Below are 22,341 nucleotides of genomic sequence, written 5' to 3'. Positions count from 1 at the left end.
GTCACGCAGGTGATTACCTGCCTGTCAAACGCGGCAAAAGGGCCCGGCATACGCCGGGCCCCTTCAGCGGTCGGCTGCCGTCACCCGGCGAGCCAGGCGGTGGCGTTGAGGGCGAGGGGCGCGTTGGTGGCGCCGGTGTCGTTCCAGCCGTCGTAGAGGGTGTTGCCGGACTGGCCGGTGCCGTCGTCGATCGGCGAGCTGTCCCCGAGGAAGGCCACGCGGCCGCTGCCGAACGTGCTGGTCAGGAAGAAGGCGCCGGTGTTGCCCGAGTAGCCGCTGCGGTAGAGCAGGCCCTTGACGGCGGAGTTGTCGGCGGGCTTGAGGGTGGCGGTGGTGCCGTCCGCGATGAGGCTCTTGGTGACGGTGCCGAAGCCGCCGTGCAGGACGGGGTCGCTGCTGTCGCTGATCGCGGCCGGGTAGCCCGACTGGACGTCGAGGGAGTCGATCGAGAAGCCGAACGGGTCGGTGGAGTCGACGCTGTTGTTCGACATCAGGTCGTTGAGGATCTCGACGGCGTCCTCACCGTCGTTGTTGCGGTCGGCGCCGGTGTGGTCGGAGATCATGAACAGTCCGCCGCCGTTCTTGACGAACGTCATGATCGCCGTCTTCTCGGCGGTGGTGAAGAGGGTGTTGGGCTCGGGCAGGACCAGGGTGTCGAACTTCGACAGGTCGGTCGCCGCGGAGCCGCCGTAGCTGAGGCTGGAGCCGCTGGGCAGCGTCTTCAGGCTGTAGTCGCCGGTCTTCTGGAGGGCCACGCCCCAGGAGGAGAGCGCGCCGGTCCAGTCCGTCTCGGCGGACGGCGAGGAGTCCTGGCCCAGCGGATCGGGCTGGCTGGTCGAGATGATCCAGTCGGCGTTGCCGGCCGTCTCGGCGTGGGCGTTGTCGAACAGGACGCGGTGGGTGGTGGCCGCGTGCGCGGGGGTGGCGGTGGCGGCGCCCTGCACGGCGACGCCCGCGGCGAGCAGGCCGAGGGTCGCGAGGGCCGTGGTGAGTCGGTGACGGGACCCGGTCGTTCCAAGCATCCGGCTTACCTCCGAGAGGAGTGGGGGGGAGTTGTGGGGGTGTGGGGTGGTACGGGGCCGGACTACCCGCGTAGACAGGGGGCGTCTGCGCGCGTAGACGTTCGGCCGGACGGACTCCGCACGGCCGAGCGGTTGAAACGTACATGGCAAACATGGCCCGTACACGCCTCACCCGGCCCACCCGGTCGTAGATTGACCGGTCGTTTGCCGACCGTTGAGGAGAACCGGGAACGGTGACGTCCCCGCGCCGGACTGTCCGTTCGCCGAGCGGGAATCCGCATCCTGCGGGGATCTCGACGAGGAGGGGCGGAGATGGAGATTACGGGCATCGTCAGCGCCATCGTGATCGGCGTCGTGATCGGCGTACTCGGACGGCTGGTCGTGCCGGGGCGTCAGCACATCGGCGTGCTGCTGACGATCGTCGTCGGCATCGTCGCCGCGCTGATCGGCGGGGCGATCGCGGCGGCGTTCGGGGTGGCCGACACCCGGGGCGTCGACTGGATCGAGTGGCTCATCCAGATCGGCGTCGCCGCGCTGGGCATCGCCGCGCTGGACCGCGCGGTGGGCCGCCGCTGACCCGGCGACCGGCGCTCGCGGCAGCCGGGGCGAGGCTCAACAGGGCCTCGCCCCCACGGAGTTCGGTGCCGTTACGGTACGTACACGTACGGCATGGTCGTCGTCAGCGCGACGAAGCCGAGGCGTTCCAGGATGGGGCGGCTCTGCGCGGAGGCGTCGACCTGGAGGTAGCGGTAGCCGCGCTCGACGGCGGCCCGCGCCCGGTGCGCGACCAGCGCCCGGTAGATCCCCCGGCCGCGCCAGGCCTCGACGGTGCCGCCGCCCCACAGTCCCGCGAACCGGGTGCCCGGCACCAGCTCCATGCGGGCCGCGCTCACCGGGTCGTCGCCCGCGAGCGCCACGACCGCGACGACACCGTCCGGATCGTCCGTCAGCCGGGCCAGGAGCTGGCGTCGCAGCCGGGAACTGTCCGTGCCGAACGCCTTCTCGTGCACGTCCGCCACCAGGCCGACGCCCGCCGCGTCCGTGACCGGCACCAGCCGGATGCCCTCGGGCTCCCCGGCGTCCAGGTCGAGGGCGTTGACCTCGGCGATCATCAGCGTCTCCTCGGGCTCCGCCGTGAACCCGGCCGCGCTCAGCCGCTGCCCGAGGTCCACCGGCAGATCGTGCCCGTACAGCTTCCACTCGAACTCACGGCCCAACCCGCCGAAGTACGCGACCTGTTCGGCGATCGCCGCGTCCGCGCCCGCCGCGTCCAGGTCGGACCAGACGACGCCGTTCCAGCCGCTGCCCGAGGACACCTGCCGCACCACCCGGCCGACCCGCTCGATCCGCGCGTCGGGGCTGTCGGGCTGGGCGCCTTCGCGCATGGCCCGGTCGTAGAGCGCGAGCACACCGTCATGATCCATGGGCCTACTCCAGCACCGGAAGGCGGCCACGGCAACAACTTTGGCGCGCTCACGGCGATCAGGCCGAAACGGACTCCCCGTCGACGCCGGAGGCGGGCCGCACCGCCGCCAGACAGGCGCTCAGCCGGTCCCGGTCGCGGGCCAGACAGTCGATGCGGGCCTGGATACGGTCGATGTGCGCCTGGAGCAGGGCGGCGGTCTCGTCGGTGAGGCACACGGAGGGGAGCAGGATCTCGCCAGGGCCGGACAGGAACGGCAGGATCGCGCGGATCATCTCCGTGCTCAGCCCGGAGTCGAGCAGTCCGCGGATCTGCTGGACATCCCGCACGGCGGACTCGCCGTAGTCCCGGTAGCCGTTCTCGGCGCGGTCCGGGGTGAGGAGGCCTTGCTCCTCGTCATGGCGCAGCAGCCGGGCGGGGACGCCGGTGCGCCGGGAGAGTTCACCGAGCCGCATCACGGCCTCGGGGGGCGCCCTTGCCTTCACACTGAGGTGCGGGTTCGAGCATGGCCGCATGACCACCACTCCCCTGTCCCAGGGCACTACCGTGCCCGCGCGCCTGCCGTGGCCGGGGCTGCTCGCCCTGTCGTCGGCCCGGGCCGCACGTGGGTGCTGCTGCTCAGCGCCTTGTCGCGTACCGGGTCAGGACCACGCCGCCGGGAAACGTCCGCGTCTCCAGCAGGGTCAGGTTCACCCAGCTGTCCAGCGCGGGGAAGAACGGCGTGCCGCGGCCCACCAGGACCGGATGGGCGGCGATCACGTACTCGTCGATCAGCCCGGCCCGCAGGGCCGCGCCGGCCAGCGTTGCGCCGCCGATGTTCATCGGGCCGCCGTCCTCGGCCTTGAGCCGGGTGATCTCGGCGACCGCGTCGCCGGTGACCAGGCGGGCGTTCCCGTCGACCTGGTCGATCGTCGAGGAGAACACCACCTTCGGCGTGTCCCGCCAGTTCCGCGCGAACGCGCTCTCCGCCGCAGTGGCGCCCGGCTGCTGGTCGGCGGTCGGCCAGTAGGAACTCATCGTCTCCCACAGCTTGCGCCCGTACAGCGTCAGGGCACTCGCCTGTTCAAGGTCGAGCCACCACTGGAACAGCTCGTCGCTCGGCGGCCCGCTCCAGCCGATGTCGTCACCGGGCGCGGCGACATAGCCGTCCAGGGTCAGGTTCATGCCGTAGATCAGTGTCCGCATGGCCCATCCTTCCGTCCGCGGGTCCCGGCCTGTAGACCGACGCGGCACGGGAAACTCATCGGTCCGCACTCCAGCCTCACCGGCGCACACCGCCCGGACCAGGGCTCCGCGCCTACCGCTCCCTCAGCCCACTTCCACGGTCGTGTAGGCGAAGACCCGCTCCTCGGCGAACGGCCGCACCGGGCCCGTGTACATCCGGGCCATCTCGAACGACGGTGTCAGACCGGCCTGTCGGGCCAGGGCGACGGCCGCCGCGTTGGTCGCCGGAACGTCCACGGCGATCTCCTCGCCGGGTACCTCCGCGACCAGCCCGGCGAACAGGGCCCGCGCGTCATCGGCCGTGTCGGCGAAGAGCGGCCCGATGCGCAGCGCGTCGGGTCCGGGGCGGACGACCCCGTAGCCGGTGACGCGGCCGCCGGTGCGACGGACCAGGGCACGGTGACCGGGGCTGGTCAGCCAGGCCGTCAGGAAGCGCGGGCGGTCGGCCGGGGAGCAGGCGCCGTCGTAGGCGAGGAGTTCCGCGAAGTCGCCCTCCCGCACGGCACGGACATCGGCCGGGACCTCGGTGGCGGGCGCGAGGCCGGTGAACCGGTCGGTGCGGTGGGCGAAACGGAAGCCGGAGCGGCGGTAGTTGTCCTGCTGGGCGACGACTCCCTCCAGGCCGACGGTGCGGGAACCGGCGTGGGACAGCGCGGTCTTCCAGGTGGTCAGGCCGCACCCGTGTCCGCGCAGATCCGCGCGGACCAGGTAGAGGCCGAGGAAGGCGAAGTCGGCCGAGTGGTTGAGGACGCAGATCGACGACACGATCTCGCCGTCGAGCCGCCCGACGAAGAACCCGTCGGGGTCCAGCGTGAAGAACGCGGACGCGTCGGCGAGCCCTGGGTTCCACCCTTCGGCACCGGCCCAGTCGACGACCGTCCGCCAGTCGTCGGGCGTGGCTCGGGTGACGACGAGATCTTCGGGGACGGCAGACGAGATCTTCGGGGACGGCAGCAGTCATACGGCGACTCCATTCCAACAGTCTCTGTTTCAGAAGGGTTCGCGCCACAGACCTCCCTTCGCGCCAACACCCGCCGCTCCAAAGGGCTTTACGCAAGCGGGCGTCGCACCTCGGGGAGGCAGGGACCAGACGCCGGGCCCCTCGCGAAGCACGCGGCGCGAAGCTCACGGCTCACTGCCCCCGCAGGACCGCACGCGGCACGGTGCGAACGCGCTGCGGCCGGGGCGTCCGGCACGCGCGTTCGACCGTGCCTCGGTCGGTGCGGATGGAGGGCGGAGGCCTCACCGGCAGGTTGCGGTGAGGCCTTGCATCAGGGTTGCCGTGGGATCGGAACGGCCGTCAGCGCGTGGCGTTCCGGCGCGCGCGCCGGTAGACGGCGACGCCGCCCGCGATCAGTGCCAGGCTCGCCGCGGCGGCGGGCAGGGTCTGGTCGGCGCCGGTGTGCGCGAGGGCCACGGCCTGCCGTCCCTCGGTGTGCACCTCGGTCTTCGGGGGCGTGCTCGGCTGCTCCTCGGGGGCCGGCGGGATGTTGCGCTCCGTGGGCGGCTTCGGGGTGGCCGGGGTCGGCCGGGTGGGCGGGGTGACGCGGTGCGGCGGCCGGCTCACCCCGGTGTTCTCGGAGTGGTTGCCGAAGACCGGGTTGAGGACGCCGACGACGCTCACGGAGTTGCCGCTCACGTTCACCGGGAGGTCGACCGGCAGCTGGATGCCGTTGCCGGAGATCACCCCCGGGGAGCCCTTGGCCACGCCGTGGGCCGTGCTGCCGCCCCCGTTGGCGGAGCCGGCCTTGTCGTCGCCCTTGCCGCCACCCGCGCCGCCGCCCTTGTTGGCGCAGGTGTTGCCCATGGCCGGGTTGAGCAGTCCCACCACATTGACGGTGTTGCCGCACACGTTCAACGGAACGTGGACCGGCAGCTGCACGGTGTTCCCCGAGATCACACCGGGTGAGTCGACCGCGGCACCGTTCGCCGCGGAGTCGGCGAACGCCGACCCGGTCACGGCCATCGCGCCCGAGACGGCGGCGACGGCGATCACTCCGTTGCGGGTGACCCTTCGCATAGGCTCTCTGCCTTCCAGACGAGGGCGCGGGTCATGGCCCGCGCCAAAGAAGCGGGCAGACGCCCGCACCGGATAGAACGCGGCCGGGCCCTCGGGGTTATGCCTCAACCGGCTTTCACCCCTTTGAGCGTCTCCGTTATCGAACTGGTCGCAAAGATGCCGCAGTCGCACAGAAAGTGGGCACGATAGGGCATTTCGCGCTGCTCCGCTCGCCCGGAGGCGGGCCCTTCGGTGGCCGCTTATCGTGAGCGAGGGCGCCGCTCTCCCGGACCGCGACGGGTGCCCCTGGAGGCATTCATGCTGGCCACGTTGTCGACGCGGCTCACGCTCCGGCGCTCCGCGATCATCTCGGCCGTCGGTCTGACGCTGCTGGCCGCGGGGCTCCCCGCGACCGCGGCGGACGGTGCCGGGCCCGACCTCGCCCGGTTCTACCGGCAGCAGGTCGCCTGGTCGAGGTGCGAGGGCCTGGACCTGCCCGAGGATGTGCAGTGCGGGAAGGTCACGGTCCCGCTGGACTACGCGCGTCCCGGCGCCGCGACCCTCGATCTGGCGCTCGCCCGGTACCGGGCGACCGGGAAGAAGCGGGGCTCGGTGCTGCTGAACTTCGGCGGCCCTGGTGGCGCCGGTGTGGCCGAACTCGGCGTCGGCGGCAAGGACTTCATGGGGCTGACCAACGGCTACGACGTGGTGTCCTTCGATCCGCGGGGCGTCGGCAGGTCGTCGCCGGTCAGCTGCGGGGACAGTCGCACCGGCGTCACGGGCACCGCAGGTGACGGCGTCGGCATGGACGATCCGCCCGCCGTGCTGCGGCAGTTGCGGACCCTCGCCGAGCACTGCGCCCGGCATTCGGGGCCTGTCCTGCCCCACATCGGGACGGTGAACGCCTCCCGCGACCTCGACGTGATCCGTCAGGCACTGGGCGACCGCAAGCTCAACTACCTCGGTTTCTCGTACGGGACCCGGCTCGGCGCGGTGTACGCGGCCCAGTTCCCGAAGAAGGTCGGGCGGTTCGTCCTCGACGGGGTCGACACGCTGACCGAGTCGATGGCCGAGCAGGGCGTGGCCGGTGCCGAGGGGCAGCAGCGGGCGCTGGACGACTTCGTCGGCTGGTGTGCGCGGGACGTCGCGTGTCCGTTCGGGCAGGACCCTCGCGAGGGGCGGGCCCAGGTGGTGCGGCTCGTGCGGTCGCTCGACGAGGACCCGGTGCCGACGGGCTTCGGCGACGACTTCACCGGCCAGGATCTGGTGGGCGCCCTCGGTCAGGCCCTCTACAGCCGGCGGCTGTGGCCGTCCCTGGAGCGGGCGCTCGCCTCACTCGTCGAGGACGGCGACACCAGCGGGGTGCTGCGTTTCGCCTCCGGCGGTATGGCCCCGGCCTTCCGGGCCCGGGACGGCGGTGGGCTCGTCGACGCGGACGACGTGCCCCTCGACAATCTCCCGGCGGCCCTGATGGCGATCAACTGCGCCGACGACCCCGACCGGCCCGACGCGGCTCGCCTCACCGGCGAACTCCCCGGGCTGCGGGCCGAGTTCGACCGGGCGTCCCCGGTGTTCGGCCGCTCCCGGCTCATCGAGGTGCTGATGTGTTACGGCCGTCCGAAGGGCACCGACTGCATCCGGGACCGGGTGCGTGCTGTCGACACTCCGCAGATGCTGCTGGTCGGCACGCGGGGTGATCCGGCGACGCCGTACCGGTGGACGGTGGAGACGGCGCGGCGGCTGGGGCCTTCTGCCGTGGTGCTGGACAACAGGGGTGAGGGGCACACCGGTTACTCCTCGTCGAAGTGCGTGCATGCCAAGGTGGACGCCTTCCTGCTGTACGGGGGTCTGCCGCCGACCGGCAGTTCGTGCGGGCCCGAGGGCGGGAGCGGGGGCGGGTGAGCCGTCCTCCGCCCCCGAATGCCCGAGCGGCGAAACGGACTTATCGTGCTGATATGGAGCACGCCCTGAGTCCTGCCGCCCTGTCCGAGCTGCGGCACCCGCGGCCTTATCCGGCCGTGTCCGTGCTGACGCCGACCCATCGCCGAGAGCCCGACAACGCGCAGGACCCGGTCCGGCTGCGGAATGTGGTGGCCGAGGCCAAGCGGCGCCTGGAGGCCGATCCCGCGGTGACCAGGGAACGGCGTCAGGACGTGGTCCGCCATCTCGACCGGGCTCTGGCCGAGGTGGATCTGACGCGTTCCGAGGACGGGTTGGTGATCTTCGCGGCGCCGGGTGAGCATCAGGTCTGGTCGCTCGCCAGGTCCGTTCCGGAGCGGGTGGTGCTGTCGGACACCTTCCTCACCCGCAATCTGGTCTCGGCGCGGGCGGCGGCCCAGCCGTTCTGGGTGCTGTCGGTCTCCGCGCATCTGGTGACCCTGTGGAGCGGTGGTCAGGGCCGGGTCACCGAGGCGACCGGTGCGACCTTCCCGTTGATCAGGAGCGCGGAGAACTTCGACGCCGAACGGCAGCAGCGCATCGGTGATGTGCCGAGCACCTATCGCGACGAGGACACCCGGCATTTCCTGCGCGAGGCCGACACCGCGATGTCCGCGCTGCTGCGTCGGCACCCGCGTCCGCTGTTCGTCACCGGGGAGCCGGCGGCGCTGGCCGCTCTCGACGATTTCGGTGGCGCCGCCAAGGGGGCGGTGCAGGTGCCGCACGGCGGTCTCGCGCACGGTACGCCGGACGCGGTGTGGCGGACGGTGCGGCCGGAGGTGGAGGCGCAGGCGGAGCGGGGTGCCGAGGAGGCGGTCCGGGAGCTGGAGTCGGCGCGGGGTCACAAGGCCTACGCGGCCGGTGTGGACGAGTTGTGGCGCAGCGCCCGGGAGGGGCGGGTGCGGTTGCTGGTGGTCGAGGAGAATTTCCGGGTGACGGTGCGCGACGACGCCGGTGATCATCTGATCCCGGCGGACGGTGGTGATCTCGACGCGCGTGAGGACATCGTGGACGAGATCGTCGAGCAGTGTCTGGAGACCGGTGCGCGAGTCCGGTTCGTGCCGGACGGCACGTTGGCGGACGCGGCCGGGATCGCGGGGGTGCTGCGGTACTGACGCCGGGTGCGGGCGTGGGGGACGGTGGTGGTGTCCCTACGCCCGCGGTCGCACGGCCGGTTCGTCTCAGACGCTGCCGAAGAGGGCGGTGAGTCCTTCGTCGACGGCGGCGCTCAGGTCCTCCTGTCCGGCCGGGACGACGGCGTAGGTGCGCAGCAGGAAGCGGTGCAGCGGGGCGGCGTCGAACCGGAGCAGGGCGAGGCCGAACGGGGAGTGCAGTTCGAGTACCGTGCGGTCCTCGCCGCAGGGCCAGATGTGGACGTCGCCGCCGCCGGCCGGGCCGCGCAGCCCGTCCTCCAGGAGTGTCCGGGCGAAGGTCCAGGTGACGGAGGTCCGGTCGAGGGAGACCTCGGGCGGGAAGTCGAGGTGGACGGCGAGTGGGTCGGCCGCGGCGTAGCGCAGGGTGGCCGGGATGGGCAGCTCTCGCTGGTCCGCGGTGATCAGACGGCCGCGGGCGGGCTGCTCAAGGGTGATGTCCAAGGTCGGGTCTCCACTGCGGTCGGAGGTGAGCCGGATTGCCGTGTCCTCTTACGAGTCCGCAGGTGCCGATCGCATTACGTCGGAACGGGAAATTCCTGCGTGATCTGCGTCACATTTAGCTGCCGGGTGACCCTATCCACCCCCTTGTCCACCTGTGGGGACGCTGGCATATGTCAGAAGCACCACCGGATCGGGTGTTGCCAAATCCCTTACAGCGCGTCGCGGGCTGTGCCAGAGTCGTAACGGTCCCTCCCCCGTCTTGGTCGTCCCGTCCCCGCATCGGAGTGCGTCATGCCGCCCCATCTCTCCGCGGACCGCCCGGCCCCCCAGCCGGAGCCCGGTTCGGTCGACGCGTTGATAACGCAGACGCGACGGCTCAAAGGTGACGTGGACGCCGTGCGCAGGGGTGCGCCGGCCGACGGCTCCGACCCGGAGGAGCGCTGGCAGCGCGCGCTCTGTGATCTGGCGCTCCATCAACTCGACGACCTCGACGCCCACTTGGCCCAGTTACGCGAGGGGCCTCCGCTCGCCCCCTCGATCCCGCCCCCCGGCCCCCGGGCCGTGCCGCCGCTCCCCGGGCCCGACTCCCTGCTCAGCCGTGTGGGCAGCGCGGAGTGGAACCTCTTGACGGACGAGGCGAGTTGGTCCGCCGAGCTGTACCAGATCCTCGGCCGTGACCCCGCCGCCGCTCCCCTCACCCTCGACGAACTGCCGTCCCTGGTCCACGAGGACGACCGGGCGGCCCTCTCTTCCATGGTCACCGGCTGTCTCATCGACGCCCGGCCGATCGACGGCGAGTTCCGCGTCGTCCGCCCGGACAGCACCGTGCGGACCGTGCACATGATGGGCGAGCCCGTGCTCGCCGGTGACGGCAGCACCACCTCGATGTGGGCCGTCGTCCGGGACGTCAGCGAACTCCGGCGCACGCAAAGGACGTTGACCGAGTCCCGGGCCTCCTTGCGTCCCCCGCGCTCCGCCGCCGCCCGCCCGGCCGAACCCCGGGACCCCGCCCCGTGGCAGGGCGCCCTCACCCGGTCACACCAGGGACCCGGCCCGCTCGACATCGCGGTGTACGCACCGACGTCACCCCACTCCCCCATCGGCGCCAGCTGGTACGACGCGCTCGAACTTCCCTGCGGTCAGACGGTGTGGGGCGTCGGTGACATCACCGGGCACGCCGACGCCCTCGACTCGGGCCCGGCGATCCTGCTCGGCGCCCTGCGGGGGATGGCCCTGGCCGGTACGGAACCGGGTCAACTCCTCACGCTCCTCAATCAGTTGCTGGACACCAGCGGGCCCGCCGCCCTGGCCGGCGCGCTCTGCTGCCGCTACCGGGCCCAGACCCGCACCCTGCTCTGGGCCCGGGCGGGCCGCCCCGCCCCGCTGCTGTTCCGCGGCGGCACGGGACGCACCCTGCGCGCACCCGACGGCCCGCTCCTCGGCACGGCCACCGGCACCGCCTACCGGCAGCTCGAACAGCCCCTGGAGCGAGGCGACGTGCTCCTCCTGCCCACCGAGGGGCTGGTCTCCGGGCACACCGGGACGGACACCTCGCGCCGACTCCTCGACCTGGCCCCGCTGTTCGACGCGGCGGACACCGCGCAGGACTGCGTGCGGCTGCTGACCGAGGAGTTCGGCGACAGCCGAGGCGCCGACCCCGCCTGCGCCCTGGTCGCCCGGGTGACGGCACGGCCATGACGACGGCCCGGACTGCTCCGTCGTTGGAGCGCTCCGACCGGACGCGCGGCCAGTAGTGCGGCGGTGTGGTGCACGGACCCTCTATGTCCGTGCGCTGTTGCCGCCCTTCGCCTGTTTGGGCAGGGCGAGTTTGATCTCCTCCCGCAGTTCTCGGATGTCCGGGTAGGCGGCGTACTCGCCGGTGAGCCGGTACATCTGGCGCAGCCGGTCCCAGGTGCGGTGGGAGGAGTTCGAGCCCATCGACATCAGGGCCAACCGCGCGTACCGGTCCGCCTGTTCGGGGTCCTTGTCGATGAAGCACGCCGATGCCATCGACAGATAGTCAAAGATCTTCGACCGCTGCCGTCCGTCGACTCTCAGCGCCAGCGCCTTCTCCGCGAAGTGCTGGGCGTGCGCGGCCGCGCCCGGATCGTGCTCGGCCAGCGTGCGGTAGGCGAGGGCCTGCATGCCGTACAGATCTTCTTCCTTGAAGGTCTGCATCCAACTCGGCGGCGGCACATCGCCCTTGTCCTTGGCGAAGAGGTCCTCCGCCTGGCCGAGGGTGCGGCGCATCGCCTGCCCCTTGCCCATGGACGCCTGTGCCCACGCCTCGATGGTGTGGAGCATCGCCTGCGTGCGCGGCAGGACCTGCTCGCCCGACCCGGACCTGGCGAGCTTCATCAGGTCGAGGGCGTCGTCGGGACGGCCCAGGTGGACCATCTGACGGGCCGCCCGGGACAGGGCCTCACCGGCGCGGGGCCGGTCGCCGCCCTCCCGGGCCGCGTGCGCGGCGATGACGAAGTACTTCTGGGCCGTGGGTTCCAGGCCGACGTCGTGCGACATCCAGCCCGCGAGCACGGCGAGGTTGGCAGCGACGCCCCACAGACGTCGCTGGAGATGGTCGGGGTGGTGGTAGGCGAGCATGCCGCCCACTTCGTTGAGCTGGCCCACGACGGCCTTGCGTTGCAGCCCGCCGCCGCGGGCCGCGTCCCAGGCCCGGAACACCTCGACCGAGCGCTCCAGTTCCTCGATCTCCTGCGCTCCGATGGGGGCGGCCTCATAGCGGTCGAACCCGGCGGGGTCGGCGTGCAGGGGATCGTCGGTTCGAGGGGCGTCGGCCGTGAGGGCCGGATCGGTGTGCAGCCAGTCGTACATGGCACTGGTGAGTGCGCTTCCCGCGGCGAGCGCGGCACCCGCGCCCACCAAGCCGCGTCGGTTGAGCATGAGGTCCATTCCCGTGAATTCGGTGAGGACCGCGGCGGTCCGTTCGGGCGCCCACGGCACACCGTCGGGATGCTCCACGCTCCCGTCGCCCTGCCGTTTTCCCGTACGCCCGTGCCGGACCAGACCGAGGTCCTCCATGGTCACGACACGGCCGAGACGCTCGGTGAACAGCGCCGCCAACACCCGCGGCACCGGATCACGGGGGATCTCCCCCATGTCGATCCAACGCCGTACCCGCGAGGTGTCGGTCGACAGTTGCGGGTGGCCCATGGCCGCCGCCTGCCGGTTGACCAGTCTCGCGAGCTCCCCCTTGGACCAGCCGGTCAGGCCGAACAGGTCCGCCAGGCGGGAGTTGGGTTGTCCGTTCACGTCAAGCCCCCAGGTTCTCGGCTGACTTGAATGTAGCCCCGTGGGAGGTGCCGGGCGACTATTCGCCAGGGTTCGCCAGGGTGCGCCACATGGTGTGCCAGGGGAGAACGGGTGTCAGGTAGGAATGCGCCACCACGACCCGGTCCCCGAGGGCACTCCCCAGGGTGCGTCCGGTGACCGGGCCGGGTGGCGCACTGTCGTCGCAGGCACACGAAGGGATCTGTTTCGCCCATGTACGCAGCATCGTCCTCCGTGTCCGCCCCGCCCCGGCCGCTGCACCCCCGCCCGGCGGGCAGCGGTCCTTACCTCGATCCCGCCGTCCGGCCCGCGAACCCCGCGCTCGGGGCCGCCCGGGCGCGACGGGTGCCGGGGTCCGGTGCCCCTGTTCTGAGCGGGCGGCTCGATCTGTCCGGCCCGCAGGGTGCCCAACTCCGTTCGGCGATCGCGTCCGTGCACCGCATCTGCCCGGAGTTCGCCCCGGTGCAGGTGCTGCGCCGCAGTGGCCGTTCGGTGCTGCTGGTCGGGACGACCGGGCGCACCACGGCCGTCGCCAAGTGTCTGCTGGACCATTCACCGGTGTGGGCGGAGCGGGTCCAGCACGAGATAGCCGCTTACCGCTCCTTCGTGCGGCACCGTCCGCCGGTGCGGGTGCCGAGGCTGATCGCGGCGGACCCGGACAACTGCACGCTGGTGATCGAGCGGATGCCGGGACGGGTGGCCGCGCTCCAGCGGCATCCGGTCGAGGCGCCGCCGCGCGCGGACATCAGGGCGGCGCTGGGCGCGATCTGCCGGCTGAACACCTGGCGGCCGCCGGCCGGCACGTTCGGTGCCCCGCTGGACTACGCGGCCCGTATCGCGCGGTATCACGAACTCGGTCTGCTGACCGACCGTGACCTGGGCGACCTGCAAAAGCTGTTGCACGGCATCGCGCATGCCGCCGGGCGGCAGGGGATGGGCCAGTTCTGTCACGGAGACGCGCTGCTCTCCAACATGCTGCTGTCCCCGGCCGGTCCGGTGCTGGTGGACTGGGAGCACGCGGGCTGGTATCTGCCGGGCTACGACCTGGCGACGCTGTGGGCGGTGCTCGGGGACGCGCCGGGGGCCCGGCGTCAGATCAGCCAGTTCGCGCAGGACGGTGGACCGGCCCGGCGGGACGCGTTCCTGGTGAACCTGATGCTCATCCTGACCCGCGAGATCCGCACCTACGAGACGGCTCTGCAACGTTCCTTGCGTGAGGCGGCGCCGATGGCGGTGGGTCCGGCGGGGCAGCCGGGTGCGGTGCCGACCGGTGAGGAACAGCGGCTGCTGCTGCGGCGGTTGCACGACGACTGCCAGATGGCGCGCCGGGCGGTGCGCGCGGCGGTGGGTACCCGCTGACGGCGTGGCGGTGGCCCGCGGTGCGCCAGGGGGTGGCGCACCGCGGGTTTTTTGCCGCCCGTCCGGTGTTGCGAGGGGCTCTGGCGGGTGCGCCATTGGTGTAGGCCGGTGACGCGTCGCAGGCCCGCGCATCCGCGCCGCGGAACCCCTGTTTTCACCGTGTTGACTAGGGAAATCCTCGCATTCCTGGGCATGATTGACGGATCGTCGGACCGGCGGTACCACTGAGCCACGCTCGGATCGCTCGCCGCGCCCGTCCCTTCCAGGAGCAGGAGGCCGCATTGCGTGTGACCGCCCCCGATCCCACGTCCCTTCCCGGCGAAAGACGCGCCCGCAGCGCCGTCGGTGCCGTCGCCACGGCCGCGCTGCTGCTGCCGCTGCTCGGTGTCGCCCCGCCCGCCGCCGCATCCTCGGGCGAGCGGTTGCAGCGGGCGTTCGCGTCGGCCGCCGCCGAGTACCACGTCCCGCAGAGTGTGCTGCTGGGCGTCTCCTACCTCCAGTCCCGCTGGGACGCTCATGCGGGGGCGCCCAGTGTGAGCGGCGGCTACGGGCCGATGCATCTCACGGACGCGCGTACCGCGCTCGCCACCACGTCCCATCACGGCGAGGGCGTCGAGGACGCGCGCGGTGACGGTGCCCGGGCCCCGCTGCATCCGGACACCGCCGTTCCCGCGGACTCGGTGCTTCCGGCGCGGCTGAGGACGTTGCCGAAGGCGGCCGGGCTGACCGGGTTGAGTGCCCGTGCGCTGCGCACCGACCCGGCGGCCAATGTGGCCGGGGGTGCCGCGCTGCTGGCCGCGGCCCAGAAGAAGCTGGGTGAGCCGCTGAGTTCGGACCCGGCCGACTGGTACGGCGCGGTGGCCGGGTTCTCCGGCGCGGACGACGCGAGGACTGCCGCCGCGTACGCGGATGACGTCTACGACGTGCTGCGTACCGGTGAGCGGCGCACCAACGACGCCGGGCAGCGGGTCGTCCTGGCGGCGCGGCCGGGGCTCGTGCCGGACTCTGCGCAGTTGGCGCGGACGGGGCTGCGGACGGTGTCGGACGCGAACACGGAGTGTCCCCGGTCGGTGTCGTGCGAGTGGGTTCCGGCGCCGTACACGCAGTTCGGTGCCGACGACTACGGCAATCACGACCTCGGTGACCGGCCGGTGTCGCAGAGCATCAAGTACATCGTCATCCATGACACCGAGGGCACCTGGGACGGGGTGCTCAAGCTGGTGCAGGACCCGACCTATGTGTCGTGGAACTACACCCTGCGCTCCACGGACGGGCTCATCGCCCAGCATGTGAAGGCCAAGGACGTGGCCTGGCACGCGGGGAACTGGTATGTCAACGCGAAGTCGATCGGTCTGGAGCACGAGGGGTTCCTCGCGGCGCCGGACACCTGGTACACGGAGGCGATGTACCGTTCGTCGGCCCGCCTGGTGCGTTATCTCGCCGGGAAGTACGGCATCCCGCTGGACCGGCAGCACATCCTCGGGCACGACAACGTTCCGGGGACGACGGCGTCGACGATCTCCGGGATGCACACCGACCCCGGGCCGTACTGGGACTGGCGGCACTATTTCGAGCTGCTGGGCCGTCCGTTCGAGGCGAGCGGTGCGAAGAACGCCGGGCTGGTGACGATCCGCCCCGACTACGCGGCCAACCAGCCCGTCTTCACCGGCTGTGTCACCGCCGGGGTGGCGTGCGCGGCGCACGGTTCGGGGGAGGTGCGGCTGTACTCCGGGCCGGGTGAGAGCTACCCGTTGATCAAGGACATCGGGCTCGGCACCACTCCGACGACGGGGGTGAACGACCTGTCGTCGCGGGTCTCCACCGGGCAGCGGTACGCGGTGGCGGGCCGGGACGGTGACTGGACGGCGATCTGGTATCTCGGGCAGAAGGCGTGGTTCAAGAACCCGAAGGGGCAGCCGACGGCGGTGCGGACGGCGGGTCTGGTGGTGACGCCCAAGAAGGGCGCCACCAGTGTGCCGGTGTACGGGCGGGCCTATCCGGAGGCGTCGGCCTATCCGACGGGGGTGCCGGTGCAGGCGGTGACGGCGCTGCCGTACACGGTGCTCGCGGGTCAGGAGTACGCGGTCGGTGACCGGGTGCCGGGTGAGTACGACTACTCGGCGACGTTCACCACCGACTCGCACCGGGTCGTCGTCGGGAAGGATCTGTACTACGAGATCCAGTACGGCCACCGGGTGGCGTTCGTGCGGGCGGCCGACGTGGACGTCGTGACCGCCCGGCGCTGACGCCTCAGCCCTGCTGGAACAGCTCCGCCGGGAGCGGTTTCAGCAGGGCGTACAGGTCGTCGGTGATGGGGCGGTCCCAGGCGGCGATGGTCACCAGGACGTTGTCGCTGCGGTCGAACTGGACGCAGGAGATGCGGCTCTCGGAGAGCTTGAGGCGGCGCACGATCATCAGGCCGTCGCCCTGCATCACGGGCATGTCCTCGACGCCGACGACGGTGATCTCCTCGTCGTTCTCCAGCGCGAGCAGGAGCTGGGCGACCTCGAAGGGGATCTCGTCGTCGGCGGTGTCGCGGGCCGGGGAGCCCTCGGGGAGGTTGCCGATGATCATCGCGGGGCCGCGGCCGCCGAAGAGGTCGTAGCGGAGGAAGACGCCCTGGCAGCTGCCGTCAGGGGCGGGGAGGAGTCCGGCGCCGAGGTTGCCGGGCCAGTCGCCGGGGTCCATGGCGAGGACGTCGAAGTCGGGCCCGGCGGGGGTGGCGCTGCGGCGGCGGAGGAACGACATGTCGCCATGGTACGACGTGCCGTTCGGCTGTGTGGGGTCGGTCAGGGGGCCGGGTGCGGGCCGGGGTGCGGGTGCTTGCGCCCGCGTGGCGGAGCCGCACATCGATACAGCCCCGCGCCTGTTCGGTGGGTGCGGTGGGCCGCGTCGACCGTGGTCCGCCTCGGTGGGGGCGGGGGGCCCGTCCTCATGGGGTTTCCGGGGTGGGTGGGATGACGGCGATCGGGCTGGCCGCGTGGAGGAGGACCGCTTGGGTCACGGAGCCCAGGAGGCGGGCGGGGGCCAGGAGGCGGCGGTGGTGGCGGCCCACGACGACCAGGGTGGCGTCCCGGGAGGCGGCGACCAGGTGGCCGGCCGCGTCGCCGGGGGCGGCCACGGCGTCGGCGCGGACGGTGCGGTAGCGGTCCCGGTAGGGGGTGAGGGCCTCTTCGGCCAGGGTGCGGGTCTCCTGTTCGATGGCGTTCTGGTCGACGCAGGGCGGGAGGAGTTGGCCGGGGGTGGCCCAGGTCTGGACGGGCCAGGTGTAGGCGGCGACGGCCTGGACGCGGGCGTCGCGGCGGGCGGCCTCGGCGAAGGCGAAGTCGAGCGATGCCTCGTCGGGGCTGTCCACCTTGACGCCGACGACCACCCGGGGTCCGGGTTCGGCCGGTTCGTCGCCGTGGACCTCGCGGCCGGCCGGGGGTACGACGACGACGGGGCAGTCGGCGTCACGGGCGGCGGCCATGCCGTTGGAGCCGAGCAGCAGGCTGGCGAAGCCGCCCCGGCCCCGGGAGCCGAGGACCAACAGCTGGGCGGTGGGCCCCAGTTCGGGCAGCAGGGCGGCCGGGGTGCCGGCCAGTGCGAGGTAGTCCGTCTCGGGCAGGTGGGCGATGCCGTCGAGATGGCGGCGGACCTCGTCGAGCACGGGGTCGCCGTCGGGGTCGGGGGCCGGGGCGAGGGGGACGCCGGTGTCGTTCCAGGCGGCGTACTGGCGTACGTGGACGACCCGTAGGGGTGCCGTGCGCCTGCGGGCGGCGTCGACGGCCCAGTCGAGGGCGCGCAGGCTGTCGTCCGAACCGTCGACCGCCGCGATGACCGGCAGGGTGCTCATGGGGTTCCTCACCTCCGGAGTACGACCTTCACCTTCCGGGGCCAGCCTCGCGCAGAGGCGGGTCCCGGAGGGTGCTCAAGGTCGCGTGTCCGGAAAATCGCCGGGAACACCCGCACCGCCGGGCGGACGCGTCGCCGCCCGGCCGGTCCGTTCACGTCAGGTCGAACTCGCCCTCCCGTGCTCCCGACACGAAGGCGCCCCACTCCGCGGGGGTGAAGATCAGGGAGGGGCTCTCCGGGCGGTCGCTGTTGCGCATCGCGATGAACCCCTCCACAAACGCGATCTGGACATCCCCCAGGCCACGGCTGCTGGAGTGCCATTCGGCGCTGCTGAGGTCCAGCTCCGGCTTGTCCCAACCTGCGAGCGGGTGCTGCTGGATGGTGCTCTCGGCCACGTCCGTGCTCCTCTCGATTGCGTCGTCCGCGGTCAGCCTAGTGAGCCCCATCCATCGCCAACAGGCCACGTGAAGGGGGCGTTTCGGGGAGGTCTCAGACGTCAGGGGGTACGGCACCGACGAGCCACCTGACGAAGAACGGCGATCCGCCACCGCACGCGCGCCCCAACACCCGCCGGACACCGCCGACTTGGCCCTCTCCGGCCTGCCCGCACACCGGGAGGACGGCCTCCACGACCGGAGACTGCCGGGGGAGCGCCGATGGGGTGGGCGGACAGGACAGGGCCGGACATGTGGACGAGCTGGCCGCCACCGAGGGCGGCGGCACCGGACTCGGTGAGCAGCGGCTGCTGGAAGGGGGTCGGCGGCGACGGGCCCCACACAGCGCCGGGCTCGGACTGTTTTTCGACGGCGAGGGTGAGGCCGGTGGAGTGGACGCGGGCCGCGACGAGGTGCCTGGCACCCAGCACGGCGGAGCCGCCGACGGAGCCCGCGCTGTGCACGCGCGGCATCGGTCTGCCAACGGCGCCGAGGCGCAGGGCGCGGCGTGGGAGCACCTCCTGCGAGGTGGGCGGGGCATGCAACTCGGCTGTTTCCAGGGGCCGTTGGCAGGCTCCGGCGTGGGCGGCGAGTCGGGGAGGGTGAGTCGGTGGGGCTGGGAGGGGGCGGTGGACGGCGCGTGGGCCGGGGTCGGGCCGGCGTACTCTTTGCGCTCGCTCGACCTGGTGGATTGAACGGTGGACCGGGGTGGGCCGTACGGAGGTTGGCGGCCCTGGCCCGCGCGTCCGGGCCGCTGTGTCATCACGCGCCAAGCACGGAAGGACCCCCCGGGTGCCGCACCACACGCCCCCTCACCGACTGCCGGACTCCGACGAGGACACCGCCGTCGCCCCCGATCCCGGCGAGCGGGACGAACCCGAGGCCGCCAACTCCCCTTCGCCCAAGGCGGGTTGGTTCGGCTGGCGTGTCCGGTACCCGCGTACCGCGCGCGGGGTGCGGGTGGGGGTCACCGTGCTCGCCGGTGCCCTGGTGCTGTTCGCGCTGCTGGTGCCGAACCGGCTCGACCGGCTGGACGTCCAGTCGTTCCTGCGGATTCCGGCGGAGGGCGTCCTGATCGCGGGGCTGCTGCTCGCGCTGCCGCCGAAGCTCCGACGGGCGACAGCCGTCGTCGCCGGTGTGTTCCTGGGGCTGTTGACGGTGCTGAAACTGGTCGACATGGGTTTCTACTCGGTGCTGGTGCGGCCCTTCGACCTGGTCCTCGACTGGATGCTCCTGGAGGGCGCGACGGAGTGGGTGCGGGAGTCGTTCGGACGCACCGGTGAGATCGCCGCCGTCATCGGGGTGGTCGTCGGACTCGTCGCCCTGCTCGTGCTGACGGCGCTCGCGGTCGTCCGGCTCACCGAGCTGATGGTCCGGCACCGCCCCACGGCCGCTCGGACCACCCTCGCCCTCGGCACGGCGTGGATCACCTGCGTCACCCTGGGCGTGGAGTTCTCCGGGGTGCCGATCGCCTCGAAGCTCGACGCCGACCTGGTCGGCAACCGGGTCGAGGAGGTCCGCGCGGGCCTCGCCGACGGGCGGGTCTTCCAGAAGCAGGCGTCCGTCGACGCGTTCGCCGCCACCCCGCCCGATCAGTTGCTGACCGGGCTGCGCGGCAAGGACGTCCTGTTCACGTTCATCGAGAGCTACGGGCGCGTCGCGATCGACGATCCGGCGATGGCGTCGGACGTGGACGCGGTCCTGAAGCAGGGCACCAGCGACCTCAAGGCGGCCGGGTTCGACTCGCGCAGCGCGTGGCTGAGGTCGCCGGTGACCGGTGCGGGCAGCTGGCTGGCGCACTCGACGTTCCTGTCCGGCCTGTGGATCAAGAACCAGCAGCGCTACCGCTCCCTCACCACCAGCGACCGCGCCACCCTCACGAGCTACTTCCAGAAGACCGGCGCCTGGCGCACCGTGGGCGTCGTGCCGGGCGTCCGGCGGGCCTGGCCCGAGGGGAAGTACTTCGGGCTCGACCACATCTACGACTCCGAGCACCTCGGTTACCAGGGGCCCTACTTCAGCTGGACGCCGGTGCCGGACCAGTTCAGCCTGGAGGCCTTCGAACGGCTGGAGCACGGCAGGAAGGACCGCGACCCGATCATGGCGGAGATCATCCTCGCCTCCAGCCACAACCCCTGGGCGCCCGTCGCGCACATGATCGACTGGGACGACCTGGGTGACGGTTCGGTCTTCGACCGGATCAAGAAGGAGGGCAAGGACCCGGCCGAGGTCTGGAAGGACCCGGAGAGCGTCCGTGCCGAGTACAAGAAGGCCATCGAGTACTCCCTGCACAGCCTCACCGAGTGGGTCGAGCGCTACGGCGACGACGACACGGTCCTGGTCTTCCTCGGCGACCACCAGCCGGTGCCGACGGTCACCGCCGGGAGCACCAGCCGGGACGTGCCGATCACCATCGTCGCCCACGACAAGAAGGTCCTCGACAAGATCTCCGACTGGGGCTGGACGACCGGCCTCAAGCCCGCCGAGAACGGGCCTCAGTGGGGCATGGACACGTTCCGCGACCGGTTCATGTCGGCGTACGGGGACGGCAGTTGACGTTCCCCCTCCCGCACCCGGGCCGGTGACCACGGCCCCGCAGGCCCGGCCGCGTCACGCGGCCGGGCCGCCTTTCTCTGCCCCCGACCGGCCCCCATCGGACTCCGTCCGCCCCCCCATAGGCCTCCGCCAGCCCTCGCCCCGCGACTCGGCCGACAGAAATCTGCGCGAAAGTGCGCGCGCCCCTTGCCCGTGCCCCGTTCACCCTGGATTACTGATCCCGAGCACAACGACCGAATGATCGGTCGTCCGTATTGGCACGGTTGGCGAGGGAGAAGTCCCGATGACGGATGCGACGGAGTGGCGGGACGCGGGGGAACAGCTCGACGCGGAGGCGTTGCGGGCGCTGCAACTGGAGCGGCTGCGGGCGTCGTTGCTGCACGCGTACACCCATGTGCCGTTCTACCGGGAGGCGTTCGACAAGGCGGGCGTGCGGCCCGAGGACTGTCACTCGCTCGCCGACCTCGCCCGTTTCCCGTTCACCACCAAGGCGGATCTGCGCGCGCACTACCCGTACGGCATGTTCGCCGTCCCCCGGGACCGGGTGCGCCGACTGCACGCGTCCAGTGGCACCACCGGTCAGCCCACGGTCGTCGGGTACACGGACAACGACCTGTCCCTGTGGGCCGACATGGTGGCCCGGTCGATCCGCGCGGCGGGCGGGCGGCCCGGCGACACGGTCCATGTGGCCTACGGATACGGCCTGTTCACCGGCGGGCTCGGCGCGCACTACGGCGCAGAGCGGCTCGGCTGTACGGTCATCCCCGCGTCCGGCGGTATGACGGCCCGTCAAGTGCAGCTGATCCGCGACCTGGAGCCGCAGATCATCATGGTGACGCCGTCGTATCTGCTGACCATCCTCGACGAGTTCGAGCGCCAGGGCGTGGACCCGCGCTCCACCTCGTTGCGGGTGGGGATCTTCGGGGCGGAGCCGTGGACGGAGCGGATGCGGGCGGAGATCGAGGAGCGGTTCGCGATCGACGCGGTCGACATCTACGGGCTGTCCGAGGTGATCGGTCCGGGGGTGGCGCAGGAGTGCGTGGAGACCAAGGACGGGCTGCACATCTGGGAGGACCACTTCTATCCGGAGGTCGTCGACCCGATCACCGGCGAGGTGCTGCCGGACGGTGAGCGGGGCGAGCTGGTGTTCACCTCGCTGACCAAGGAGGCGATGCCGATCGTGCGGTACCGGACGCGGGATCTGACCCGGCTGCTGCCGGGGACGGCCCGGGTGTTCCGGCGGATGGAGAAGGTCACCGGGCGCAGCGACGATTTGGTGATCCTGCGCGGGGTGAACCTCTTCCCCACCCAGATCGAGGAGATCCTCCTGCGGACGCCGGGGGTCGCACCCCACTTCCAGCTGCGTCTCACGAAGGAGGGGCGGCTGGACGCGCTCACCGTCCGCGCGGAGGCCCGGCCGGGCGCCGGTCCGGAGGTGCGGGACGCGGCGGTCCGGGCGGTCACGGCGGCCGTCAAGGACGGCATCGGGGTGTCGGTGACCGTGGAGATCGTCGAGCCGGAGTCGCTGGAACGGTCGGTGGGCAAGATCCGGCGGATCGTCGACCTGCGGGGCCGGGAGTAGCACGGCTGCCGGGCTCCTCGCCGGGTCCAACAGGGGCCGTCGCGGCCGGTGTTGGGCCTGGGGTCAGCCCGGTGCCGGTGGCTGGAG

Annotated in this window: 18 protein-coding genes and 2 pseudogenes; 8 read left to right on the top strand and 12 right to left on the bottom strand. The window is 71.9% G+C overall.

The window, feature by feature from the left end:
- Window positions 1–83: 83 nt before the first annotated feature.
- Window positions 84–1,022: pseudogene (locus ACIQOU_RS02680) on the bottom strand (hydrolase); the annotation flags it as partial.
- A 312-nt stretch (window positions 1,023–1,334) separates the two neighbouring features.
- On the opposite strand from ACIQOU_RS02680, the gene ACIQOU_RS02675 reads away from it, so the two are divergent.
- The gene (locus ACIQOU_RS02675; RefSeq protein WP_401533239.1) at window positions 1,335–1,598 is read left to right on the top strand and encodes a GlsB/YeaQ/YmgE family stress response membrane protein; all 264 of its coding nucleotides are present in this window, start codon (window positions 1,335–1,337) and stop codon (window positions 1,596–1,598) included.
- Between the two features lie 71 nt (window positions 1,599–1,669).
- Here the strand turns inward: ACIQOU_RS02675 and ACIQOU_RS02670 are convergent, their stop codons facing one another.
- The 5 genes from ACIQOU_RS02670 to ACIQOU_RS02650 all read right to left on the bottom strand — a co-directional run bounded on the left by ACIQOU_RS02670 (window position 1,670) and on the right by ACIQOU_RS02650 (window position 5,689).
- Window positions 1,670–2,446, bottom strand: coding sequence for a GNAT family N-acetyltransferase (locus ACIQOU_RS02670; RefSeq protein ID WP_401533237.1), 777 nt, complete (start codon window positions 2,444–2,446; stop codon window positions 1,670–1,672).
- A gap of 58 nt (window positions 2,447–2,504) precedes the next feature.
- Entirely contained in the window at window positions 2,505–2,900 is a 396-nt protein-coding gene (locus ACIQOU_RS02665; protein WP_401533623.1) for a MerR family transcriptional regulator, read from the bottom strand.
- A 163-nt stretch (window positions 2,901–3,063) separates the two neighbouring features.
- A complete protein-coding gene (locus ACIQOU_RS02660) occupies window positions 3,064–3,630 on the bottom strand; it encodes a dihydrofolate reductase family protein (RefSeq protein WP_401533235.1) in 567 nt (188 codons plus the stop codon).
- Between the two features lie 123 nt (window positions 3,631–3,753).
- On the bottom strand, window positions 3,754–4,608 hold the full coding sequence (locus ACIQOU_RS02655) for a GNAT family N-acetyltransferase (RefSeq protein WP_401533620.1): 855 nt from the start codon (window positions 4,606–4,608) through the stop codon (window positions 3,754–3,756).
- 361 nt (window positions 4,609–4,969) lie between these two features.
- The gene (locus tag ACIQOU_RS02650; protein ID WP_401533234.1) at window positions 4,970–5,689 is read right to left on the bottom strand and encodes a chaplin; all 720 of its coding nucleotides are present in this window, start codon (window positions 5,687–5,689) and stop codon (window positions 4,970–4,972) included.
- Between the two features lie 297 nt (window positions 5,690–5,986).
- Here ACIQOU_RS02650 and ACIQOU_RS02645 point away from each other — a divergent pair, with 297 nt between their 5' ends.
- The gene (locus ACIQOU_RS02645) at window positions 5,987–7,570 is read left to right on the top strand and encodes an alpha/beta hydrolase (RefSeq protein ID WP_401533232.1); all 1,584 of its coding nucleotides are present in this window, start codon (window positions 5,987–5,989) and stop codon (window positions 7,568–7,570) included.
- A 53-nt stretch (window positions 7,571–7,623) separates the two neighbouring features.
- Window positions 7,624–8,721 carry a chemotaxis protein gene (locus ACIQOU_RS02640; RefSeq protein ID WP_401533231.1) on the top strand — a complete coding sequence of 366 codons (1,098 nt, stop codon included), beginning with the start codon at window positions 7,624–7,626 and terminating at the stop codon, window positions 8,719–8,721.
- Window positions 8,722–8,787: 66 nt separating this feature from the next.
- Here the strand turns inward: ACIQOU_RS02640 and ACIQOU_RS02635 are convergent, their stop codons facing one another.
- Entirely contained in the window at window positions 8,788–9,201 is a 414-nt protein-coding gene (locus tag ACIQOU_RS02635) for an SsgA family sporulation/cell division regulator (protein WP_401533229.1), read from the bottom strand.
- A 291-nt stretch (window positions 9,202–9,492) separates the two neighbouring features.
- Here ACIQOU_RS02635 and ACIQOU_RS02630 point away from each other — a divergent pair, with 291 nt between their 5' ends.
- Window positions 9,493–10,899 carry a PP2C family protein-serine/threonine phosphatase gene (locus ACIQOU_RS02630; RefSeq protein WP_401533228.1) on the top strand — a complete coding sequence of 469 codons (1,407 nt, stop codon included), beginning with the start codon at window positions 9,493–9,495 and terminating at the stop codon, window positions 10,897–10,899.
- Between the two features lie 81 nt (window positions 10,900–10,980).
- Here ACIQOU_RS02630 and ACIQOU_RS02625 read toward each other — a convergent pair whose 3' ends face one another.
- Complete coding sequence (locus ACIQOU_RS02625) at window positions 10,981–12,471, bottom strand: hypothetical protein (protein WP_401533227.1); 1,491 nt, start codon at window positions 12,469–12,471, stop codon at window positions 10,981–10,983.
- A gap of 231 nt (window positions 12,472–12,702) precedes the next feature.
- On the opposite strand from ACIQOU_RS02625, the gene ACIQOU_RS02620 reads away from it, so the two are divergent.
- Together ACIQOU_RS02620 and ACIQOU_RS02615 are read left to right on the top strand one after the other, a co-directional pair.
- Window positions 12,703–13,848 carry an aminoglycoside phosphotransferase family protein gene (locus tag ACIQOU_RS02620; RefSeq protein ID WP_401533225.1) on the top strand — a complete coding sequence of 382 codons (1,146 nt, stop codon included), beginning with the start codon at window positions 12,703–12,705 and terminating at the stop codon, window positions 13,846–13,848.
- Window positions 13,849–14,129: 281 nt separating this feature from the next.
- The gene (locus ACIQOU_RS02615; RefSeq protein ID WP_401533223.1) at window positions 14,130–16,094 is read left to right on the top strand and encodes an N-acetylmuramoyl-L-alanine amidase; all 1,965 of its coding nucleotides are present in this window, start codon (window positions 14,130–14,132) and stop codon (window positions 16,092–16,094) included.
- 4 nt (window positions 16,095–16,098) lie between these two features.
- Here ACIQOU_RS02615 and ACIQOU_RS02610 read toward each other — a convergent pair whose 3' ends face one another.
- The 4 genes and pseudogenes from ACIQOU_RS02610 to ACIQOU_RS02595 form a co-directional block, all read right to left on the bottom strand.
- Window positions 16,099–16,596, bottom strand: coding sequence for a hypothetical protein (locus ACIQOU_RS02610; RefSeq protein ID WP_401533222.1), 498 nt, complete (start codon window positions 16,594–16,596; stop codon window positions 16,099–16,101).
- Window positions 16,597–16,780: 184 nt separating this feature from the next.
- A complete protein-coding gene (locus ACIQOU_RS02605) occupies window positions 16,781–17,683 on the bottom strand; it encodes a universal stress protein (RefSeq protein WP_401533221.1) in 903 nt (300 codons plus the stop codon).
- A 151-nt stretch (window positions 17,684–17,834) separates the two neighbouring features.
- On the bottom strand, window positions 17,835–18,077 hold the full coding sequence (locus ACIQOU_RS02600) for a DUF397 domain-containing protein (RefSeq protein ID WP_401533219.1): 243 nt from the start codon (window positions 18,075–18,077) through the stop codon (window positions 17,835–17,837).
- 94 nt (window positions 18,078–18,171) lie between these two features.
- A pseudogene (locus ACIQOU_RS02595) lies at window positions 18,172–18,610 on the bottom strand (hypothetical protein); the annotation flags it as partial.
- 298 nt (window positions 18,611–18,908) lie between these two features.
- On the opposite strand from ACIQOU_RS02595, the gene ACIQOU_RS02590 reads away from it, so the two are divergent.
- Both ACIQOU_RS02590 and paaK read left to right on the top strand, forming a co-directional pair.
- Window positions 18,909–20,672 carry a sulfatase gene (locus ACIQOU_RS02590; protein ID WP_401533217.1) on the top strand — a complete coding sequence of 588 codons (1,764 nt, stop codon included), beginning with the start codon at window positions 18,909–18,911 and terminating at the stop codon, window positions 20,670–20,672.
- Window positions 20,673–20,955: 283 nt separating this feature from the next.
- Window positions 20,956–22,254 carry a phenylacetate--CoA ligase PaaK gene (gene paaK / locus ACIQOU_RS02585; RefSeq protein WP_401533216.1) on the top strand — a complete coding sequence of 433 codons (1,299 nt, stop codon included), beginning with the start codon at window positions 20,956–20,958 and terminating at the stop codon, window positions 22,252–22,254.
- The last annotated feature ends 87 nt before the right edge of the window (window positions 22,255–22,341 follow it).

The sequence above is a fragment of the Streptomyces sp. NPDC091279 genome (genome assembly GCF_044757465.1).
GTDB lineage: Bacteria > Actinomycetota > Actinomycetes > Streptomycetales > Streptomycetaceae > Streptomyces.
Note: the sequence above shows the minus strand (reverse complement) of the source record. Positions and strands in the feature narration are given on the sequence as shown.